The 13,691-nt window shown below is 72.1% G+C and carries 15 protein-coding genes and 1 riboswitch; of the genes, 7 read left to right on the top strand and 8 right to left on the bottom strand.

The window, feature by feature from the left end:
* Positions 1-4 precede the first annotated feature (4 nt).
* A riboswitch (SAM riboswitch) is annotated at positions 5-145 on the bottom strand.
* A 79-nt stretch (positions 146-224) separates the two neighbouring features.
* A complete protein-coding gene (locus tag ACFYUV_RS46345) occupies positions 225-779 on the bottom strand; it encodes an RNA polymerase sigma factor (protein ID WP_189654051.1) in 555 nt (184 codons plus the stop codon).
* A 31-nt stretch (positions 780-810) separates the two neighbouring features.
* Here ACFYUV_RS46345 and ACFYUV_RS46350 point away from each other — a divergent pair, with 31 nt between their 5' ends.
* Together ACFYUV_RS46350 and ACFYUV_RS46355 are read left to right on the top strand one after the other, a co-directional pair.
* Positions 811-2,235: a trehalose-6-phosphate synthase gene (locus ACFYUV_RS46350; RefSeq protein WP_387681340.1), complete on the top strand. Its 1,425-nt coding sequence runs from the start codon at positions 811-813 to the stop codon at positions 2,233-2,235.
* 41 nt (positions 2,236-2,276) lie between these two features.
* The gene (locus tag ACFYUV_RS46355; protein ID WP_387681343.1) at positions 2,277-3,461 is read left to right on the top strand and encodes an MFS transporter; all 1,185 of its coding nucleotides are present in this window, start codon (positions 2,277-2,279) and stop codon (positions 3,459-3,461) included.
* Here ACFYUV_RS46355 and ACFYUV_RS46360 read toward each other — a convergent pair.
* The 3 genes from ACFYUV_RS46360 to ACFYUV_RS46370 all read right to left on the bottom strand — a co-directional run bounded on the left by ACFYUV_RS46360 (position 3,439) and on the right by ACFYUV_RS46370 (position 5,241).
* Entirely contained in the window at positions 3,439-4,023 is a 585-nt protein-coding gene (locus tag ACFYUV_RS46360) for a hypothetical protein (RefSeq protein ID WP_387681346.1), read from the bottom strand. The two genes, ACFYUV_RS46355 and ACFYUV_RS46360, sit on opposite strands and share 23 nt — an antisense overlap.
* Before the next feature lie 108 nt (positions 4,024-4,131).
* On the bottom strand, positions 4,132-4,902 hold the full coding sequence (gene otsB / locus ACFYUV_RS46365; protein WP_387681348.1) for a trehalose-phosphatase: 771 nt from the start codon (positions 4,900-4,902) through the stop codon (positions 4,132-4,134).
* A 39-nt stretch (positions 4,903-4,941) separates the two neighbouring features.
* Complete coding sequence (locus ACFYUV_RS46370; protein WP_352320870.1) at positions 4,942-5,241, bottom strand: DUF3263 domain-containing protein; 300 nt, start codon at positions 5,239-5,241, stop codon at positions 4,942-4,944.
* Between the two features lie 120 nt (positions 5,242-5,361).
* Here ACFYUV_RS46370 and ACFYUV_RS46375 point away from each other — a divergent pair, with 120 nt between their 5' ends.
* The 5 genes from ACFYUV_RS46375 (at position 5,362) to ACFYUV_RS46395 (ending at position 9,660) form a co-directional block, all read left to right on the top strand.
* Positions 5,362-6,168 carry an S-adenosyl-l-methionine hydroxide adenosyltransferase family protein gene (locus tag ACFYUV_RS46375; RefSeq protein ID WP_387681351.1) on the top strand — a complete coding sequence of 269 codons (807 nt, stop codon included), beginning with the start codon at positions 5,362-5,364 and terminating at the stop codon, positions 6,166-6,168.
* A 129-nt stretch (positions 6,169-6,297) separates the two neighbouring features.
* Positions 6,298-6,861, top strand: a complete 564-nt coding sequence (locus tag ACFYUV_RS46380; RefSeq protein ID WP_387681354.1) for a hypothetical protein — start codon at positions 6,298-6,300, stop codon at positions 6,859-6,861.
* Complete coding sequence (locus tag ACFYUV_RS46385; RefSeq protein ID WP_387681357.1) at positions 6,858-8,042, top strand: S8 family serine peptidase; 1,185 nt, start codon at positions 6,858-6,860, stop codon at positions 8,040-8,042. Before ACFYUV_RS46380 ends, ACFYUV_RS46385 begins: the two co-directional genes overlap by 4 nt.
* A gap of 26 nt (positions 8,043-8,068) precedes the next feature.
* Positions 8,069-8,476 carry a Zn-ribbon domain-containing OB-fold protein gene (locus ACFYUV_RS46390; protein WP_387681360.1) on the top strand — a complete coding sequence of 136 codons (408 nt, stop codon included), beginning with the start codon at positions 8,069-8,071 and terminating at the stop codon, positions 8,474-8,476.
* Between the two features lie 26 nt (positions 8,477-8,502).
* A complete protein-coding gene (locus tag ACFYUV_RS46395) occupies positions 8,503-9,660 on the top strand; it encodes a lipid-transfer protein (protein WP_387681406.1) in 1,158 nt (385 codons plus the stop codon).
* Positions 9,661-9,708: 48 nt separating this feature from the next.
* On the opposite strand, the gene ACFYUV_RS46400 is transcribed toward ACFYUV_RS46395, so the two are convergent.
* From ACFYUV_RS46400 to ACFYUV_RS46415, 4 genes are read right to left on the bottom strand one after another with little or no spacing between them, the layout of a single operon-like run.
* Positions 9,709-10,725, bottom strand: coding sequence for an ABC transporter ATP-binding protein (locus ACFYUV_RS46400; protein WP_387681363.1), 1,017 nt, complete (start codon positions 10,723-10,725; stop codon positions 9,709-9,711).
* Positions 10,709-11,746: an ABC transporter ATP-binding protein gene (locus ACFYUV_RS46405; protein WP_352361745.1), complete on the bottom strand. Its 1,038-nt coding sequence runs from the start codon at positions 11,744-11,746 to the stop codon at positions 10,709-10,711. Before ACFYUV_RS46405 ends, ACFYUV_RS46400 begins: the two co-directional genes overlap by 17 nt.
* A 13-nt stretch (positions 11,747-11,759) precedes the next feature.
* Positions 11,760-12,740: an ABC transporter permease gene (locus tag ACFYUV_RS46410; protein WP_387681367.1), complete on the bottom strand. Its 981-nt coding sequence runs from the start codon at positions 12,738-12,740 to the stop codon at positions 11,760-11,762.
* Entirely contained in the window at positions 12,733-13,677 is a 945-nt protein-coding gene (locus tag ACFYUV_RS46415) for an ABC transporter permease (protein ID WP_357999824.1), read from the bottom strand. Before ACFYUV_RS46415 ends, ACFYUV_RS46410 begins: the two co-directional genes overlap by 8 nt.
* Positions 13,678-13,691: the final 14 nt, after the last annotated feature.

Below are 13,691 nucleotides of genomic sequence, written 5' to 3' on the forward strand. Positions count from 1 at the left end.
CCTTCCCTCATCTTCGCCCGCGGCCACCTTGACCGCGAACCGGAATTGGCACCTTGTCCCGGTCGGCCTCGCCAGGTCGCGAGCACAAGCCGGGAGGGTTGCCGGGGCTTCGCAGGGCCGGTCCCTCCACCCCTCTGGATGAGCAATATTCAGTTGTCGAAAAGGACTCTACCTTCTCAAGTGGCGGAAACGACCACCCGTCTCACCATGCGAGAGGACGCGTCTCACCGATAGTCCTCCCCGAGGACTCCCTGCACGTACTTGCGGGCCTGGTGGATGCGGGACTTGGCGGTGCCGAGCGGGATGTTGAGCTGCTCGGCCACCTCGTTGTAGTCGAGCTGGACGATGTCGCGCAGCACCAGCGCCTGGGCCAGGTCGGGCTTGTCGGCCTCCAGCGCCTCCATCGCGTCGAGCAGGTCGAGCCGCGAGCCGGCGATCACGCTGACCCGCCGCGCGTCCGGCTTCTGCATCGGCAGCTCCTCCGACGTCTGCTCGGCGGCCCTGCGCTTCAGCGAGCGGTACGTGGTGCGCGCGCAGTTGGCGGTCACGATGTGCAGCCAGGTGCTGAACCTGGCCCGCCCCTCGAACCGGCCGATGTTGCGCGCCACGGCCAGCAGAGTGTCCTGCGAGGCTTCTTCCGCGTCCTGGTGATAGGGCAGGATCCGGGCGCAGTGGCGCATCACGTCAGGCTCGATCCTGGCCAGGAGCTCGCCGAGCGCGCGATGGTCTCCGGCCGCGGCCGAGCGGGCGAGTTCCTCGGTTAGCTCATCTAGCGCCATAGCTGGGATCCTATGGGCGAAGGGAGCCCAAATGAACAGCGTTCTCGTGGCGTCCAACCGCGGGCCGGTCTCCTTCACCGTCGACGACGACGGTGAGCTGACCATGAAACGCGGTGGTGGCGGCCTCGTCTCGGGCCTGTCGGGGGTGGCCAAGGAGCACGGCGTGCTGTGGGTGTGCGCCGCGCTGTCCGACGGCGACCGCAGCGCCGTGCGCCTGGCCCCGGGGGGCCGGCTCGACCGCGGCGGCTACGACACGGGCGCCCTGCGGATGCTCGACATCCCCGCGGCCACCTTCCACCGCGCCTACAACGCCGTGGCCAACTCGACCCTGTGGTTCGTCAACCACCTGCTGTACGACATCCCCAACTCCCCCAGTTTCGGCACCAAGTTCCGGCGCGAGTGGGAGTCCTACCGCGACTACAACGGCGCGTTCGCGCTGGCGCTGGCCGAGGAGGCCGGGCACGGCGCGCGCGTGATGGTCCAGGACTACCACCTGACGCTCACCCCGGCGATGCTCCGCGCCGAGCGGCCCGACCTGCGCATCGCCCACTTCAGCCACACGCCGTGGGCGCCTCCCGAGTACTTCTCCCTGCTGCCCGACGCGGTGACCAGGGAGGTGCTCGACGGCATCCTGGGGGCCGACCACGCGGGCTTCCTCACCGCCCGGTGGGCGGCGGCGTTCATGGACTGCTGCGAGGCGCTGCTGGGCGCGCGGGTGGACCGCGCGGCCGGCACGGTCACCCACGAAGGCAGGACGACCCGCGTCGGCGTGCACAGCCTGGGCGTGGACGGCGCGGCGCTGTGGGCGCGGGCCTGCGAGCCCGACGTCGAGTCGCACATGGCCGCGCTGGCCGAGCAGGTGGCCGGACGCCGGCTGATCGTCCGCATCGACCGCACCGAGCTGTCCAAGAACATCGTGCGCGGGCTGCTGGCCTACCGCGAGTTCCTGGCCGCCCATCCGGAGTGGCACGGCAAGGTGGTCCACCTGGCCTTCGCCTATCCCAGCCGGCACGACCTGCCCGAATACCGCGAGTACACCGCGTCGGTGCAGCGCTGCGCGCGCGAGATCGAGGACGAGTACGCCACCGAGGACTGGGACCCGGTCATCCTCAACGTCAACGACGACTACCCGCGCTCGCTGGCCGCCTACCGGCTGGCGGACGTGCTGCTGGTCAACCCCATCCGCGACGGCATGAACCTGGTCGCCAAGGAGGGGCCGGTCCTGTCGCCGCGCTGCGCCCTGGTGCTCTCGCGCGAGGCGGGGGCGGCCGCCGAGCTGGGCCCGTACGCGCTGGTGGTCAACCCCTACGACGTGAGCGGCACGGCGGACGCGCTGCACGAGGCGCTGGTGATGCCCGAGGACGAACGCCGGCGGCGCCGCGACCGGCTGCACGAGGCGGCCACCGCGCTGCCGCCGCACAAGTGGCTGGAATCCCAACTCGACGCCCTGCTTTAACATGAGAAGTCGGGTTCACTGCCAATGACGGAGGCTGCCGGGTGTCGACGGTCTCAGTGCCCATCAGACTCGTCCGGGACCGTCCGACCTGGCTCATCTACTTTCTGCTCGGCACGTTCGCCACGTTCGTGTACGGCCTGAGCGCCGCCCTCCCGCTCCTGCGCGCCGACCAGCGCACCACGGCCACCGTCGCCGGGCTGCACGGCACCGCGATGGCGGTCGGGACGATCGGCGCCGGGCTCGCGCTGCCCCTGCTCACCAGGCTGCTCGGCCGGCGCACGACGTGCTGGTTCGGCCTGGCCGGGATGAACGCCGGCGTGCTGCTGGTCATGGCCGCCTCCGCGCTCCCCCTGACGCTGCTCGGCTACGGCGTGGCCGGCGGTTTCGGCTCGGTCATGCTCTACGCGGCGATGGCCGAGCTCAGCGACCACCACGGGGCCGCGGGACCGGCCGCGCTCAGCGAGGCCAACGCCGTGGGCGTGCTGGTGGGGATGGTGGCGACGTTCGTGCTCAGCCAGGTGGCGCAGAGCGCGCTCGGCTGGCGGGCCGCCCTGCTGGTCACCCCGGCCGTCAGCGCCCTGCTGGCGCTGTCGCTGGGCCGCTCCTGGCCCGCGCCCCGGCGGGTCGCCGGAGGGCGGGGCGGCGCGGTCGCCGGGGAGGCCGTCCCGGCGCGGGAGGGCGGCGGGTGGCGCTTCCATCTGGCCGGGGGCGTGCTGTTCTGCTGCGTGGCGCTGGAGTTCACGTTCAACCTGTGGGCCGCCGACCTGTTCGCCCTCAGGACGGGCGTGCCGGCGGCCGTCGCGGCGACCGGGCTGACGGCGTTCGTCTGCGGCATGGCGGCGGGCAGGTTCGCGGGCGCGCAGCTCGCGCTGCGGCTGCCCGCCACGCCGCTGCTGGCCGGCGCTCTGGGGCTGATGGCCCTCGGCTGGGTGCTGTTCTGGGCGAGCACCGCGCCGATCCTGTCGTACGCGGGGCTGGCGCTGAGCGGGCTGGGCGCGTCGCTGCAGTTCCCGCTCGCGCTGAGCACGCTGATCGCCGCCTCCGGCGACCGGGCGGACCGGGCGGCGGCCGCCTCGCCCGTGTGGGCGGGCGCCGCCATGGCGATCGGCCCGCTGCTGCTCGGCGCGCTGGCCGACGGCTACGGCACCGGGAACGCGTTCCTGCTGGTGCCCGTGGTCATCGGCCTGGCGGTCGCCGGGGTGCTCATCTCCAGTCGGCGTACTTGAGCGTGTCGGCCAGGCCGGGCGTGTTCCACTGGTCGACGACGAGGATCTGGCTCTTCGGCAGGTACCACTCGCGCTGCGTGAAGCGGGCCTTGACGCCGCCGCCCGAATAGCTGACGCACGTGGCCTGCCAGGCGTTGTAGGCGGCCTTGTGCCCGGCCCCCATCTGCCGGTAGCCCCTGGTGACCTTGGGGCCGACGACCTCGCCCCACTTGCGGTTGATCGGGCAGGGCTGCACGTCGCTGGCCGGATAGTACGGGTCCTTGCCCGTGTAGGGCCCGAACCCCTCGGCGCCCCGCTTGATCGCGGCGGGACCGAGGACGTAGAACGCGTCGCACTCGGGCGAGCCCCAGCCCTGCGGCTTGGCGCACCGCCCGGTGACCACCTGGACGACGTCGCCGCCCTTGCGGTGGACCACCCACTCGATCGGGATGTAGAGCGTCAGGCCGCCGCGCAGCTTGAGCTGCTGGGCGGGGGCGGCGGAGGCGGCGCCGGGGACGGCGAGCACGGCAGCCAGGGTGGCCAGAGCCGCGGCCGAGGCGGCGGCGAGAGATCGTCGTGACATGCGCACCAACGTAGGACCCGCCACTTGCAGCCCAATCACGAACGGCTGAAAGCCGCGAGCCGGCCCAGACGGCGCAAGGCCGCGAGCCGGCTCACGAACGGCTGGGCTCTAGGGACGGGTGAAGGCCGTCGTCAGCTCCCGCAGCAGCGCCACCACGCCGTCGGGCCCGTCGACCACGATGTCGGCCCGCTCGGCCAGCGCGGTCACCTCGGCCGAGCCGCTGCACACGGTCACGCCGGGCAGCCCCGAGGCGCGTACGGCGTCGAAGGCGGCCAGGTCGCCGAGGTCGTCGCCGACGAACATGACGGACCTGGCGTCCCGCTCGGCCAGGAACAGCCCGAGCGCGTGGCCCTTGTCCATGCCGGGCGGGCGCAGCTCCAGGACCATGCGTCCCGGCTCGATCACCAGGCCGTGTCTCCCGGCCAGCTCGGCCAGCGGCTCGCGCAGCACGGCGAGCGCGCCCTCGGGGTCGGGGGCGCGCCTGGTGTGCACGGCCACCGCCCTGCCCTTGTCCTCGATCACCACGCCGTGCAGGCCGAGCGCGTCGAGCAGCAGGGGCAGCTCGGCCCGGACGCGCGGCACGCCAGGTGGCGGCGGCGGCGCCGAGACGCGTCCGTGCTCCCACCGTTCGAAGCCGTAGTGGCCGAGCACCACGAGGCCGGGCACGTCGGCCAGGCCAGGCCCGAGTTCGAGCGCGGTGGCCGCCGGCCTGCCGGTCACGATGGCCACGGCGCCGACGTGCGCGCCCAGGTCGGCGAGCACGGCGGGAGCCTCGGGGTGGATCTTGGCGGAGGCGGGATCGGGCACGATCGGCGACAGGGTTCCGTCGAAGTCGAGCCCGATCACGGCGCCGGACGGATCTTTAAGGATCGCTTCCATACCAGGGATGTTCCTCACGCGGCTGCCGTACCCAGCCGGTCAGGGACGCATGCCGAGCCGTCTCGCCGCACGGTCGCGCTGACGGGTGGAGCGCAACCTTCGCAACCGTTTGACCAGCATCGGGTCCTGCTCCAGCGCCTCCGGTCTGTCGATCAACTCGCCGAGCAACTGGTAGTAGCGGGTGGCCGAGAACCCGAAGGTCTCCTTGATGGCCTGCTCCTTGGCGCCCGCGTGCCGCCACCATTGGCGTTCGAAGGCGAGGAGTTCGAGATCGCGGTCGTTGAGGGATGTCCGGGACGGTTCCTGGGCAGCACTGTCACCGCTGAGCGGTGCTCCCATGATGTCCTCCTCGGGAAGGGGCGTGCGACGATCACATCGCACGCTTCGCGGCCCGTGGCCAATCGTAATGTGCGATCTGCGGCTGTTCACGGCGGATTGCCGGACGTACAGTCACGAAATGTGACCCCAGTCATCACGCTCCTCACGGACTACGGGCTCGAAGACGGCTATGTGGCCGCCTGCCACGGAGTGATCGCCGGGATCGCGCCCGAGGCGCGCGTGATCGACGTGTGCCACCTCGTCCCGTCCGGCGACGTACGGCGGGGCGCGGCGATCCTCGCCCAGACCATTCCCTACCTGCCTGAGGGCGTCCACATCGGCGCGGTCGATCCCGGCGTGGGCGGCGCGCGGCGGTCGGTGGCGGTCGAGGCGGGCGGCCGGGTGTTCGTCGGCCCCGACAACGGCCTGCTGTCCTGGGCGGTGCACGCCAGCGGCGGCGCGCGGGCCGCGTACGCGCTCGGCAACGAGGAGCTCTTCCTGCGGCCGGTGTCGCCGACCTTCCACGGCCGGGACGTCTTCGCGCCGGTCGCCGGGCGGCTGGCCGGCGGACTTGACCCGGCCGAGCTGGGCCCCCGGGTGCCGGTCGAGCGGCTGGTCACGCTGCCCGCGCCGACCTCGCTGCTGCGGGACGGCTCGGTCGAGGGCGAGGTCGTCTCGGTCGACCGCTACGGCAACACGCAGCTGTCGATCGCGGCCGGCGACCTGCAGGCGCTGGGCGTCCAGGTGGGCGACACGCTGGGGGTGTGGCTCGGGCGGCGGCAGCTCGCGATGCCCTTCCGTGCGACGTTCGCGGCGGTGCCGCCGGGCGAGCTGGTGGCGTTCACGGACTCGGCGGGGCTGATCGCCATCGCGGTCAACTACGGCGACGCGGCGCAGCGGCTGGGGCTCCCACCTGGGGCGCATGTCCGACTTTCGCCGACACCTTAGGGCGAATGGCCGCATAACATCAATTACTCCGCGTATCGGGCTGTTTACCGAAGCGTCGGAACGAATCATCGGCGGCGTGCCAGAATGCACGGCAGATCGGGCGTCCCTCCCCTCCCGTTCGAGGTTGACGTGTACCAACTGTCCGTCGTGCTGCTCTCCATCCTGTCCGTGTTCTGGCCGCAGGCCGACGCGCCCGTGCCGGAGCGCTGGCACGCCTGGCCGGTGACGCGGATCTTCCCCCTGGTCGTGCCGGGCCTCAGCCCGTCGGGGGCCAGGGTGACGTACGTGCTGGCGGGCGTGGCTCCCGAGGCGCCGTGCCGGGTGGCGTTCCAGCCCGCCGCGGTGCGGCCGGGCTGCCTGACCGCCCTGCGGGCCACGTACGCCGACAGCACCCAGACGTACGTGGCCACCGTCGGCATCGCCGTGCTCGGCGGGCCGGGCCCCGGGACGTACCGCGGGGCGCGCCCGGCCACCGTGCGGCCCGTGGCCTTCCCCGGCGGGCCTGCCGAGCGGTTCGGCCGGCGGCAGTACGTCACCGGGGCGCTGGCCGGGTCCGGCGACCCCTACCTCGTGGCGACGGCCGCCGGGTACGCCGACGGGCGGGCGTACCGACCGGGCGACCGCGCCGCGCCGCGGCTGCGCGCGGTCGCGCGGCAACTCGCCGAGGCGTTGTACCGGGCGCTGACCCGATGAGGGGGCTCGCGTCCCTGCTGCCGGCTCTGATCCTGGCGGCCGGGGTCGCGGGCGTGGCGTCCAGCGCCACCGACGACGTGCGGACGGCGGCCTCGCCGAGCGTCCCCGGCGGTGTGGGCGCCGCCGCGCGGGCCCGGCAGTGGCAGCTCGAAGCGCTGCGCGCGCCCAGGGCCTGGCGGGAGAGCCGGGGGGCGGGCGTGCTGGTGGCCGTGCTGGACACCGGCGTGAACGGCCGCCACCCCGACCTGCGGGGGGCCGTCACCCAGGGCCCCGACCTGACCGGCGCGCCCCCGCGGCTCTGGGGACACCACGGCACCGCCATGGCCGGCCTGATCGCCGGCCGCGGGCACGGCCGGGGGCGCGCGGAGGGCGTGGTCGGCGTGGCCCCCGCGGCGCGGGTGTTGTCGATCAGGGTCACGCTGGAGAACACCGACCCGCTGCGCGCCGAGCAGCGCGCCGGCCGCCGCGACGCCCTGGCCGCCGGCATCAGGTACGCGGTCGACCACGGCGCGGACGTGATCAGCATGTCCCTCGGCGGCGGCAGCGGCGCGTGGGAGGGCTCGGCGGCCGAGGAGGAGGCCGTGCAGTACGCGCTCGCCCGCGGCGCGGTCCTGGTGGCCTCGGCGGGCAACGACGGCGACACGGCCAACAGGAAGAACTTCCCCGCCGCCTACCCGGGCGTGATCGCCGTGGGCGCGGTGGACCGGCGGCTCAGGGTGGCCCCCTTCTCCAACCGCCAGGACTACCTGTCGGTGGTCGCGCCGGGCACGGACGTCGTCACGGCCGACGGCGGCGACGGGTACGTGGTGGGCGACGGCACCAGCTCGGCGGCGGCCATGGTCGCGGGCGTGGCGGCCCTGGTGCGGTCGGCCCATCCGGAGCTGTCGCCGTACCAGGTGCGCACGGCCGTCGAGCGCGGCACCAGGAGACGGCCCGCGGGCGGCCACAGCCCCGCCTACGGGCACGGGGTGGCCGACGCGCCGCTCGCCCTGCGGGAGGCCCGGCGGCTGGCCCACGGAAGGGTCTCACCGGCCGCCCGGCCCGGCCCGTACTTCGGGCGGGGCCCGGCCCGGCCGCCCGCCTCCAGGGCGCCGGTCGTGGCCGGGATGGTGGTGCTGGCGGCGGCCATGTCGGCGCGGGTGGTCGCGACCCGGCGGCGGCGCCGGAGGGATTCACCCTAGCAAGCGCTTGTGTAATACTCCTGGCTATGACCTTAGCGATCGACGGCTGGTTCGCCATCGACGGGGACGGCGCCACCCACCTCATCGGCACCGCCTGTCTGACCTGCGGGACCGTCGCCTTCCCGCCGCAGCCCGGCCTGTGCCGCAACCCGCGCTGCGCGGGCGAGGAGACGGCCGAGGTCCGGCTGCCGCGGCGCGGGCGCGTCTGGTCCTACACCGAGGCGTGTTACCCGCCGCCGGAGCCGTACGTGGCGGCGGAGCCGTACCGGCCCGTCACGCTGGCCGCCGTCGAGCTCGACGACGCCGGGCTGGTGGTGCTCGGCCAGGTCAGGGACCTCACGGCCGGCGACCTGGAGGTGGGCATGGAGCTGGAGCTGGTGCACGGGCCGCTGGCCGACGGGCCTCTGGTGTGGATGTGGGGGCGGGCCTCGTGAGCACGGTGGTGGTGCTCGGCGCGGGCATGCACCCGTGGGGCAAGTGGGGACGTCCCTTCGCCGAGTACGGCGTGGCCGCCGCCCGCGCCGCCCTCCGCGACGCCGGGGTGGCCTGGACCGACGTCCAGTACGTGGTGGGGGCCGACACGATCAGGAACGGCTACCCCGGCTTCGTCGCCGGCGCCACCTACGCCCAGGCGCTCGGCTGGACGGGCGCCAGGATCGCCTCCTGCTACGCGGCCTGCGCGTCGGGGGCCCAGGCTGTGGACATCGCGCGGACCAGGATCATGGCCGGGCTGTGCGACGTCGCGCTCGTGGTGGGCGCGGACTCCACCCCCAAGGGCTTCTTCAAGCCGGTCGGCGGCGACCGGCACGACGACCCCGACTGGCTGCGCTTCCGCCTGCTCGGCGCGACCAACCCCGCCTACTTCGGCCTGTACGCCCGCAGGCGCATGGCCCTGTACGGCTCCACCGCCGACGACTTCGCCGCCGTCAAGGTCAAGAACGCGCGCGCCGGCTCGCTCAACCCCATGGCCCGCTACCGCCGCCCGGTCACGGCGGAGGAGGTGCTGGCCTCGCCCATGGTGGCCGACCCGCTGCGCCTGATGGACATCTGCGCCACCTCCGACGGCGGGGCCGCGGTCGTGCTGGCCTCGCAGGTGTACGCCAGGCGGCTCGGCGCGACGGCCCCGGTGCGCCTGGCCGCCGTCTCCACGGTGACCCCGACCTTCCCCAACACGATCCTGGAGCTGCCGAACTTCGCCACCGAGTCCTGCGCCGCCGTTCCCGCGCCCGAGAGGCCCTTCAGGGCCGCGATCGCGCACGCGGCCTACGAGGAGGCCGGCCTGGGCCCCGAGGACGTCTCCTTCGCCGAGGTGTACGACCTGTCCACCGCCCTGGAGCTGGACTGGGTCGAGGACGTCGGCCTGTGCCCGCCGGGCGAGGCGGACAAGCTGCTGCGGGCGGGCGAGACCGCGCTCGGCGGCCGGGTGCCGGTCAACCCGTCGGGCGGCCTGGCCTCCTTCGGCGAGGCGATCCCGGCCCAGGCGATCGCGCAGCTGTGCGAGCTGACGTACCAGCTGCGCGGCGCGGCGGGCGGGCGGCAGGTGCCGGGCGCGCGCGTCGGCCTGGCGGTCAACCAGGGGCTGTTCGGCCACGGCTCGGCGATCGTGGCCACCACGTGACAAGGCCCTCCGGGAGCGTCTCCCGGAGGGCCTCACGATCGCTCGCGGTCAGCCCGCGTGCACCACGTCGTGCGTCTCGGCGAAGTGACAGGCGCTCTCGTGCCCGGTCCCCGTCCGGATCTGCAGCAACGGCTCCTCCTCCGCGCAGATCTCCTGCGCCTTCCAGCAGCGGGTGCGGAAGCGGCAGCCCGACGGCGGGTTGGCGGGCGAGGGCGGGTCGCCCTGCAGGATGATCCGCTCGCGCTGCTCCCGGCCCTCGGGGTCGGGAACCGGCACCGCCGACAGCAGCGCCTGCGTGTACGGATGAGCGGGCTTGTCGTAGATCTCGACGTCCTTGCCGAGCTCGACGAACTTGCCCAGGTACATCACGCCCACCCGGTCGGAGATGTGGCGGACCACCGACAGGTCGTGGGCGATGAAGATGTAGGCCAGGTTGAACTCGTTCTGCAGCCGCTCCAGCAGGTTGATCACCTGGGCCTGGATCGACACGTCCAGCGCCGAGACGGGCTCGTCGCAGACGATGATCTCCGGCTGCAGCGCCAGGCCGCGGGCGATGCCGATGCGCTGCCGCTGGCCGCCCGAGAACTGGTGCGGGTAGCGGTTGATGTGGTCGGGGTTGAGCCCGACGACCTCCAGCAGCTCCTGCACCTTGCGGCGGCGGTCGCCCTTGGGCGCCACCTCCGTGTGGATCTCGTACGGCTCGCCGATGATGTCGCCGACGGTCATCCGGGGGTTCAGCGAGGTGTACGGGTCCTGCATCACCATCTGGATGTTGCGGCGCATGCGCTTGAGCTCGTTGCCCCTGGCCTTGGCGATGTCCTTGCCGTTGATCTTCACCGAGCCCGAGGTCGGCCGCTCCAGCGCCATCAGCACCTTGGCCAGCGTGGACTTGCCACAGCCCGACTCGCCCACGATGCCCAGCGTCTCGCCCCTGTTGAGGTCGAACGAGACGCCGTCCACGGCCTTGATCGCGCCGATCTGCTTCTTGAGGACGATGCCCTGGGTCAGGGGGAAGTGCTTGACCAGGTCGCGAACCTCAAGGATGCGCTCACTGCCGTTCGCCATCGAGGACCTCCCTCCAGTAGTGGCAGGCGCTGCCACGCGTGCCGCTGATCTCGTAGAGCTGGGGGGCGGCGGTCACGCAGTTGTCCTGCCGGTACGGGCACCGGGGATTGAACGCGCACCCGCTCGGCAGGTCGAGCAGGTTGGGCGGCAGGCCCTTGATCGCGTACAGCTCCTGGCCCTTGAGGTCCACCCGGGGGATGGACTCCAGCAGGCCCTTCGTGTACGGGTGCGCCGGCGCCCGGTAGATGTCGTGCACCGGGGCGTTCTCCACGATCCGGCCGGCGTACATGACCGAGATCTTGTCGGCCACGTCCGCCACGACGCCCAGGTCGTGGGTGATCAGGATCATGCCCATCTGGCTCTCGCGCTGCAGCTCGGCCAGCAGTTCCATGATCTGCGCCTGGACGGTCACGTCCAGGGCGGTGGTCGGCTCGTCGGCGATCAGCACCTCGGGGTCGAGCGCGATCGACATCGCGATCATGATGCGCTGCCGCATGCCGCCCGAGAACTGGTGCGGATAGTCGTTGACGCGCTGCCGGGCGGCCGGGATGCGGACCTTGTCCATCAGCTCGACGGCCTTGTTCATGCCGTCGCGCTTGGACATGCCGCGGTGGACCCGGAACATCTCGCTGATCTGCCAGCCCACGGTGAACACCGGGTTGAGCGCCGAGAGGGCGTCCTGGAAGACCATCGCGATGCGCTGGCCGCGCACCTGGGTGCGCGCGTCCTCCGAGAGCTTGAGCAGGTCGGTGCCCTTGAAGCGGATCTCGCCCTTGGGGATGACGGCCGGCGGCATGTCCAGGATGCCCATGATCGCCTGAGCGGTCACGGACTTGCCCGAACCCGACTCGCCGAGCACCGCCAGCGTCTCACCGGGGTTGACCGTGTAGCTCACGCCGTTCACCGCGCGCACGACGCCCTGACGCGTACGGAACTCCACGTGCAGATCGTCAACCGCGAGCAGCGGTTCGTCGCCCAGCCCTCCCTCGGCGGGCAACACGTCTGTCGACGTCTTCTTCACTTGATCCCCCCTTCTACCTGAGCTTCGGATCGAGAGCGTCACGCACGGCGTCGCCCAGCATGATGAACGCGAGCACCGTGATGCTCAGGAACAGGGCCGGGAAGAACAGCGGCAGCGACGCGTCGAGGAACCGCGGCCGGGCGTCGGCGATCATGAGGCCCCACGAGATGTCCGGCGACTGCACGCCGACCCCGAGGAACGACAGCGCCGCCTCCGCCGCGATGTAGCCGCCGAGGTTGATCGTGCTGACCACGATCACCGGCGCCAGCGAGTTCGGCAGCAGGTGCTTGAACATGATGCGCCACTGGCCCGCGCCCACCGCCCGCGCGGCGACCACGAAGTCCTGGCTCTTGGCCGTGATCACCGAGGCCCGCATGATGCGGAACACCATCGGCCAGCCGAGCACCGCCAGGGCCGCGATGACCAGCATGATGCTGTTGATGCCGCTGTCGCGGAAGGTGGCCGCGATCAGCAGGGCGCCCAGGATCGGCGGGATGGCGAAGAAGATCTCGGTGACCCGGGAGGAGACCGAGTCGATCAGGCCGCTGCGGAAGCCGGCGAACAGGCCGAGCAGGCCGCCCAGGATCATGGTGATGATCGTGGTGGTCACGCCGATCACGATCGAGTTGCGGGCGCCGTAGATCGTCCTGGCGAACACGTCACAGCCCTGGCTGTCCTTGCCGAACGGGTGCCCCACGCTGGGGAGCTGCCGGGCGGTGGACAGGTCGCAGGTCTGGGCGTTGGTCGGGTCGATCGAGGTGAACAACGACGGCCAGAACGCCATGACCAGCAGGATCGCGATCAGCACCGCGGAGATGATGAACATCGGCCGGCGGCGCAGGTCGTACCAGGCGTCGGTCCACAGGCTGGCGGGCTTCTCCTGCTTCTGCTTGCCGCGCCTGCCCTGCTTGTCGGGGGACGGTGGCGCCGGGGCCTCCGTGACCAGCGACTTCGCTTCCGGCAGCATGGGCCCGACGTTTGCTTCGTTACTCATAGCGGATCCTCGGGTCGAGCACTGCGTACAACATGTCGACGACCAGGTTGGCCAGGATGTAGATCAGCACCAGCACGGTCACGATGCCCACGACGACCGGCTGTTCTCGCAGCAGGATCGAGTTGAACAGCTGGTTGCCGATGCCCGGCAGGTTGAAGATCGTCTCCGTGATGACCGCGCCGCCCATCAGGTTCCCGAGGTCGGCGCCGAGGTAGGTGACCAGCGGGATCAGGGCGTTGCGGAGCCCGTGCCTGCCGATGACGCGGCGTTTGGCCAGACCCTTGGCGGTGGCCGTGCGGATGTAGTCCGCGCGCAGCGTCTCCACCAGGCTCGTCCGCGTCAACCTGGTGAGATAGGCGATCGACGTGCCGGCGAGCACGAAACCGGGCAGCAGGTAGCTGCGGAACCCGGCCGAGATGCCGGCCACGGGGAAGATGTCGCTTCCCGTCCACAGCTTGAGCTTGACTCCGAGCACGAGCTGCAGCACGAAGCCCGTCACCAGCGTGGGGACGGAGATCAGCAGCAGCGTCGAGGCGAGGATGGCGGTGTCGGAGGCCCTGCCGCGGCGCAGCGCCGCCCACAGGCCGAGGCCGACGCCGATGATGGCCTCCATGACGAGCGCGGTCAGCGCGAGGTTCAGCGTGACCTGGAACTTGCCGGCCATGAGCTGAGAGACCGGGATCCTGGAGAAGGTGGTCCCGAAGTCGCCGTGGAGGAGCACGCCGCTGAGGTAGTACCAGTACTGCAGCAGCAGCGGATCATTCAGGTGGTACTGGTCGCGCAGGACCTCGGCCACGGCCGGGTCCAGGCGCTTCTCGCCCGCCAGTGCCTGGATGGGGTCGCCGGGCAGGGCGAAGACGATCGCGAAGATGAGTAGCGTGGCGCCGAGCAGGACGGGTATCGCCTGCAGCAGTCGCCTGATGACATAACGGCCCATTCAAGCCCTCCGGT

The sequence above is a fragment of the Nonomuraea sp. NPDC003560 genome, from assembly GCF_042878785.1.
GTDB lineage: Bacteria > Actinomycetota > Actinomycetes > Streptosporangiales > Streptosporangiaceae > Nonomuraea.

Bases quoted from the DNA above. Each gene is read 5' to 3' on its own strand.
- ACFYUV_RS46345 (WP_189654051.1), bottom strand. From the start codon at position 779: ATGGCGCTAGATGAGCTAACCGAGGAACTCGCCCGCTCGGCCGCGGCC.
- ACFYUV_RS46350 (WP_387681340.1), top strand. From the start codon at position 811: ATGAACAGCGTTCTCGTGGCGTCCAACCGCGGGCCGGTCTCCTTCACC.
- ACFYUV_RS46360 (WP_387681346.1), bottom strand. From the start codon at position 4,023: ATGTCACGACGATCTCTCGCCGCCGCCTCGGCCGCGGCTCTGGCCACC.
- otsB (WP_387681348.1), bottom strand. From the start codon at position 4,902: ATGGAAGCGATCCTTAAAGATCCGTCCGGCGCCGTGATCGGGCTCGAC.
- ACFYUV_RS46370 (WP_352320870.1), bottom strand. From the start codon at position 5,241: ATGGGAGCACCGCTCAGCGGTGACAGTGCTGCCCAGGAACCGTCCCGG.
- ACFYUV_RS46385 (WP_387681357.1), top strand. From the start codon at position 6,858: ATGAGGGGGCTCGCGTCCCTGCTGCCGGCTCTGATCCTGGCGGCCGGG.
- ACFYUV_RS46390 (WP_387681360.1), top strand. From the start codon at position 8,069: ATGACCTTAGCGATCGACGGCTGGTTCGCCATCGACGGGGACGGCGCC.
- ACFYUV_RS46395 (WP_387681406.1), top strand. From the start codon at position 8,503: ATGCACCCGTGGGGCAAGTGGGGACGTCCCTTCGCCGAGTACGGCGTG.
- ACFYUV_RS46400 (WP_387681363.1), bottom strand. From the start codon at position 10,725: ATGGCGAACGGCAGTGAGCGCATCCTTGAGGTTCGCGACCTGGTCAAG.
- ACFYUV_RS46410 (WP_387681367.1), bottom strand. From the start codon at position 12,740: ATGAGTAACGAAGCAAACGTCGGGCCCATGCTGCCGGAAGCGAAGTCG.
- ACFYUV_RS46415 (WP_357999824.1), bottom strand. From the start codon at position 13,677: ATGGGCCGTTATGTCATCAGGCGACTGCTGCAGGCGATACCCGTCCTG.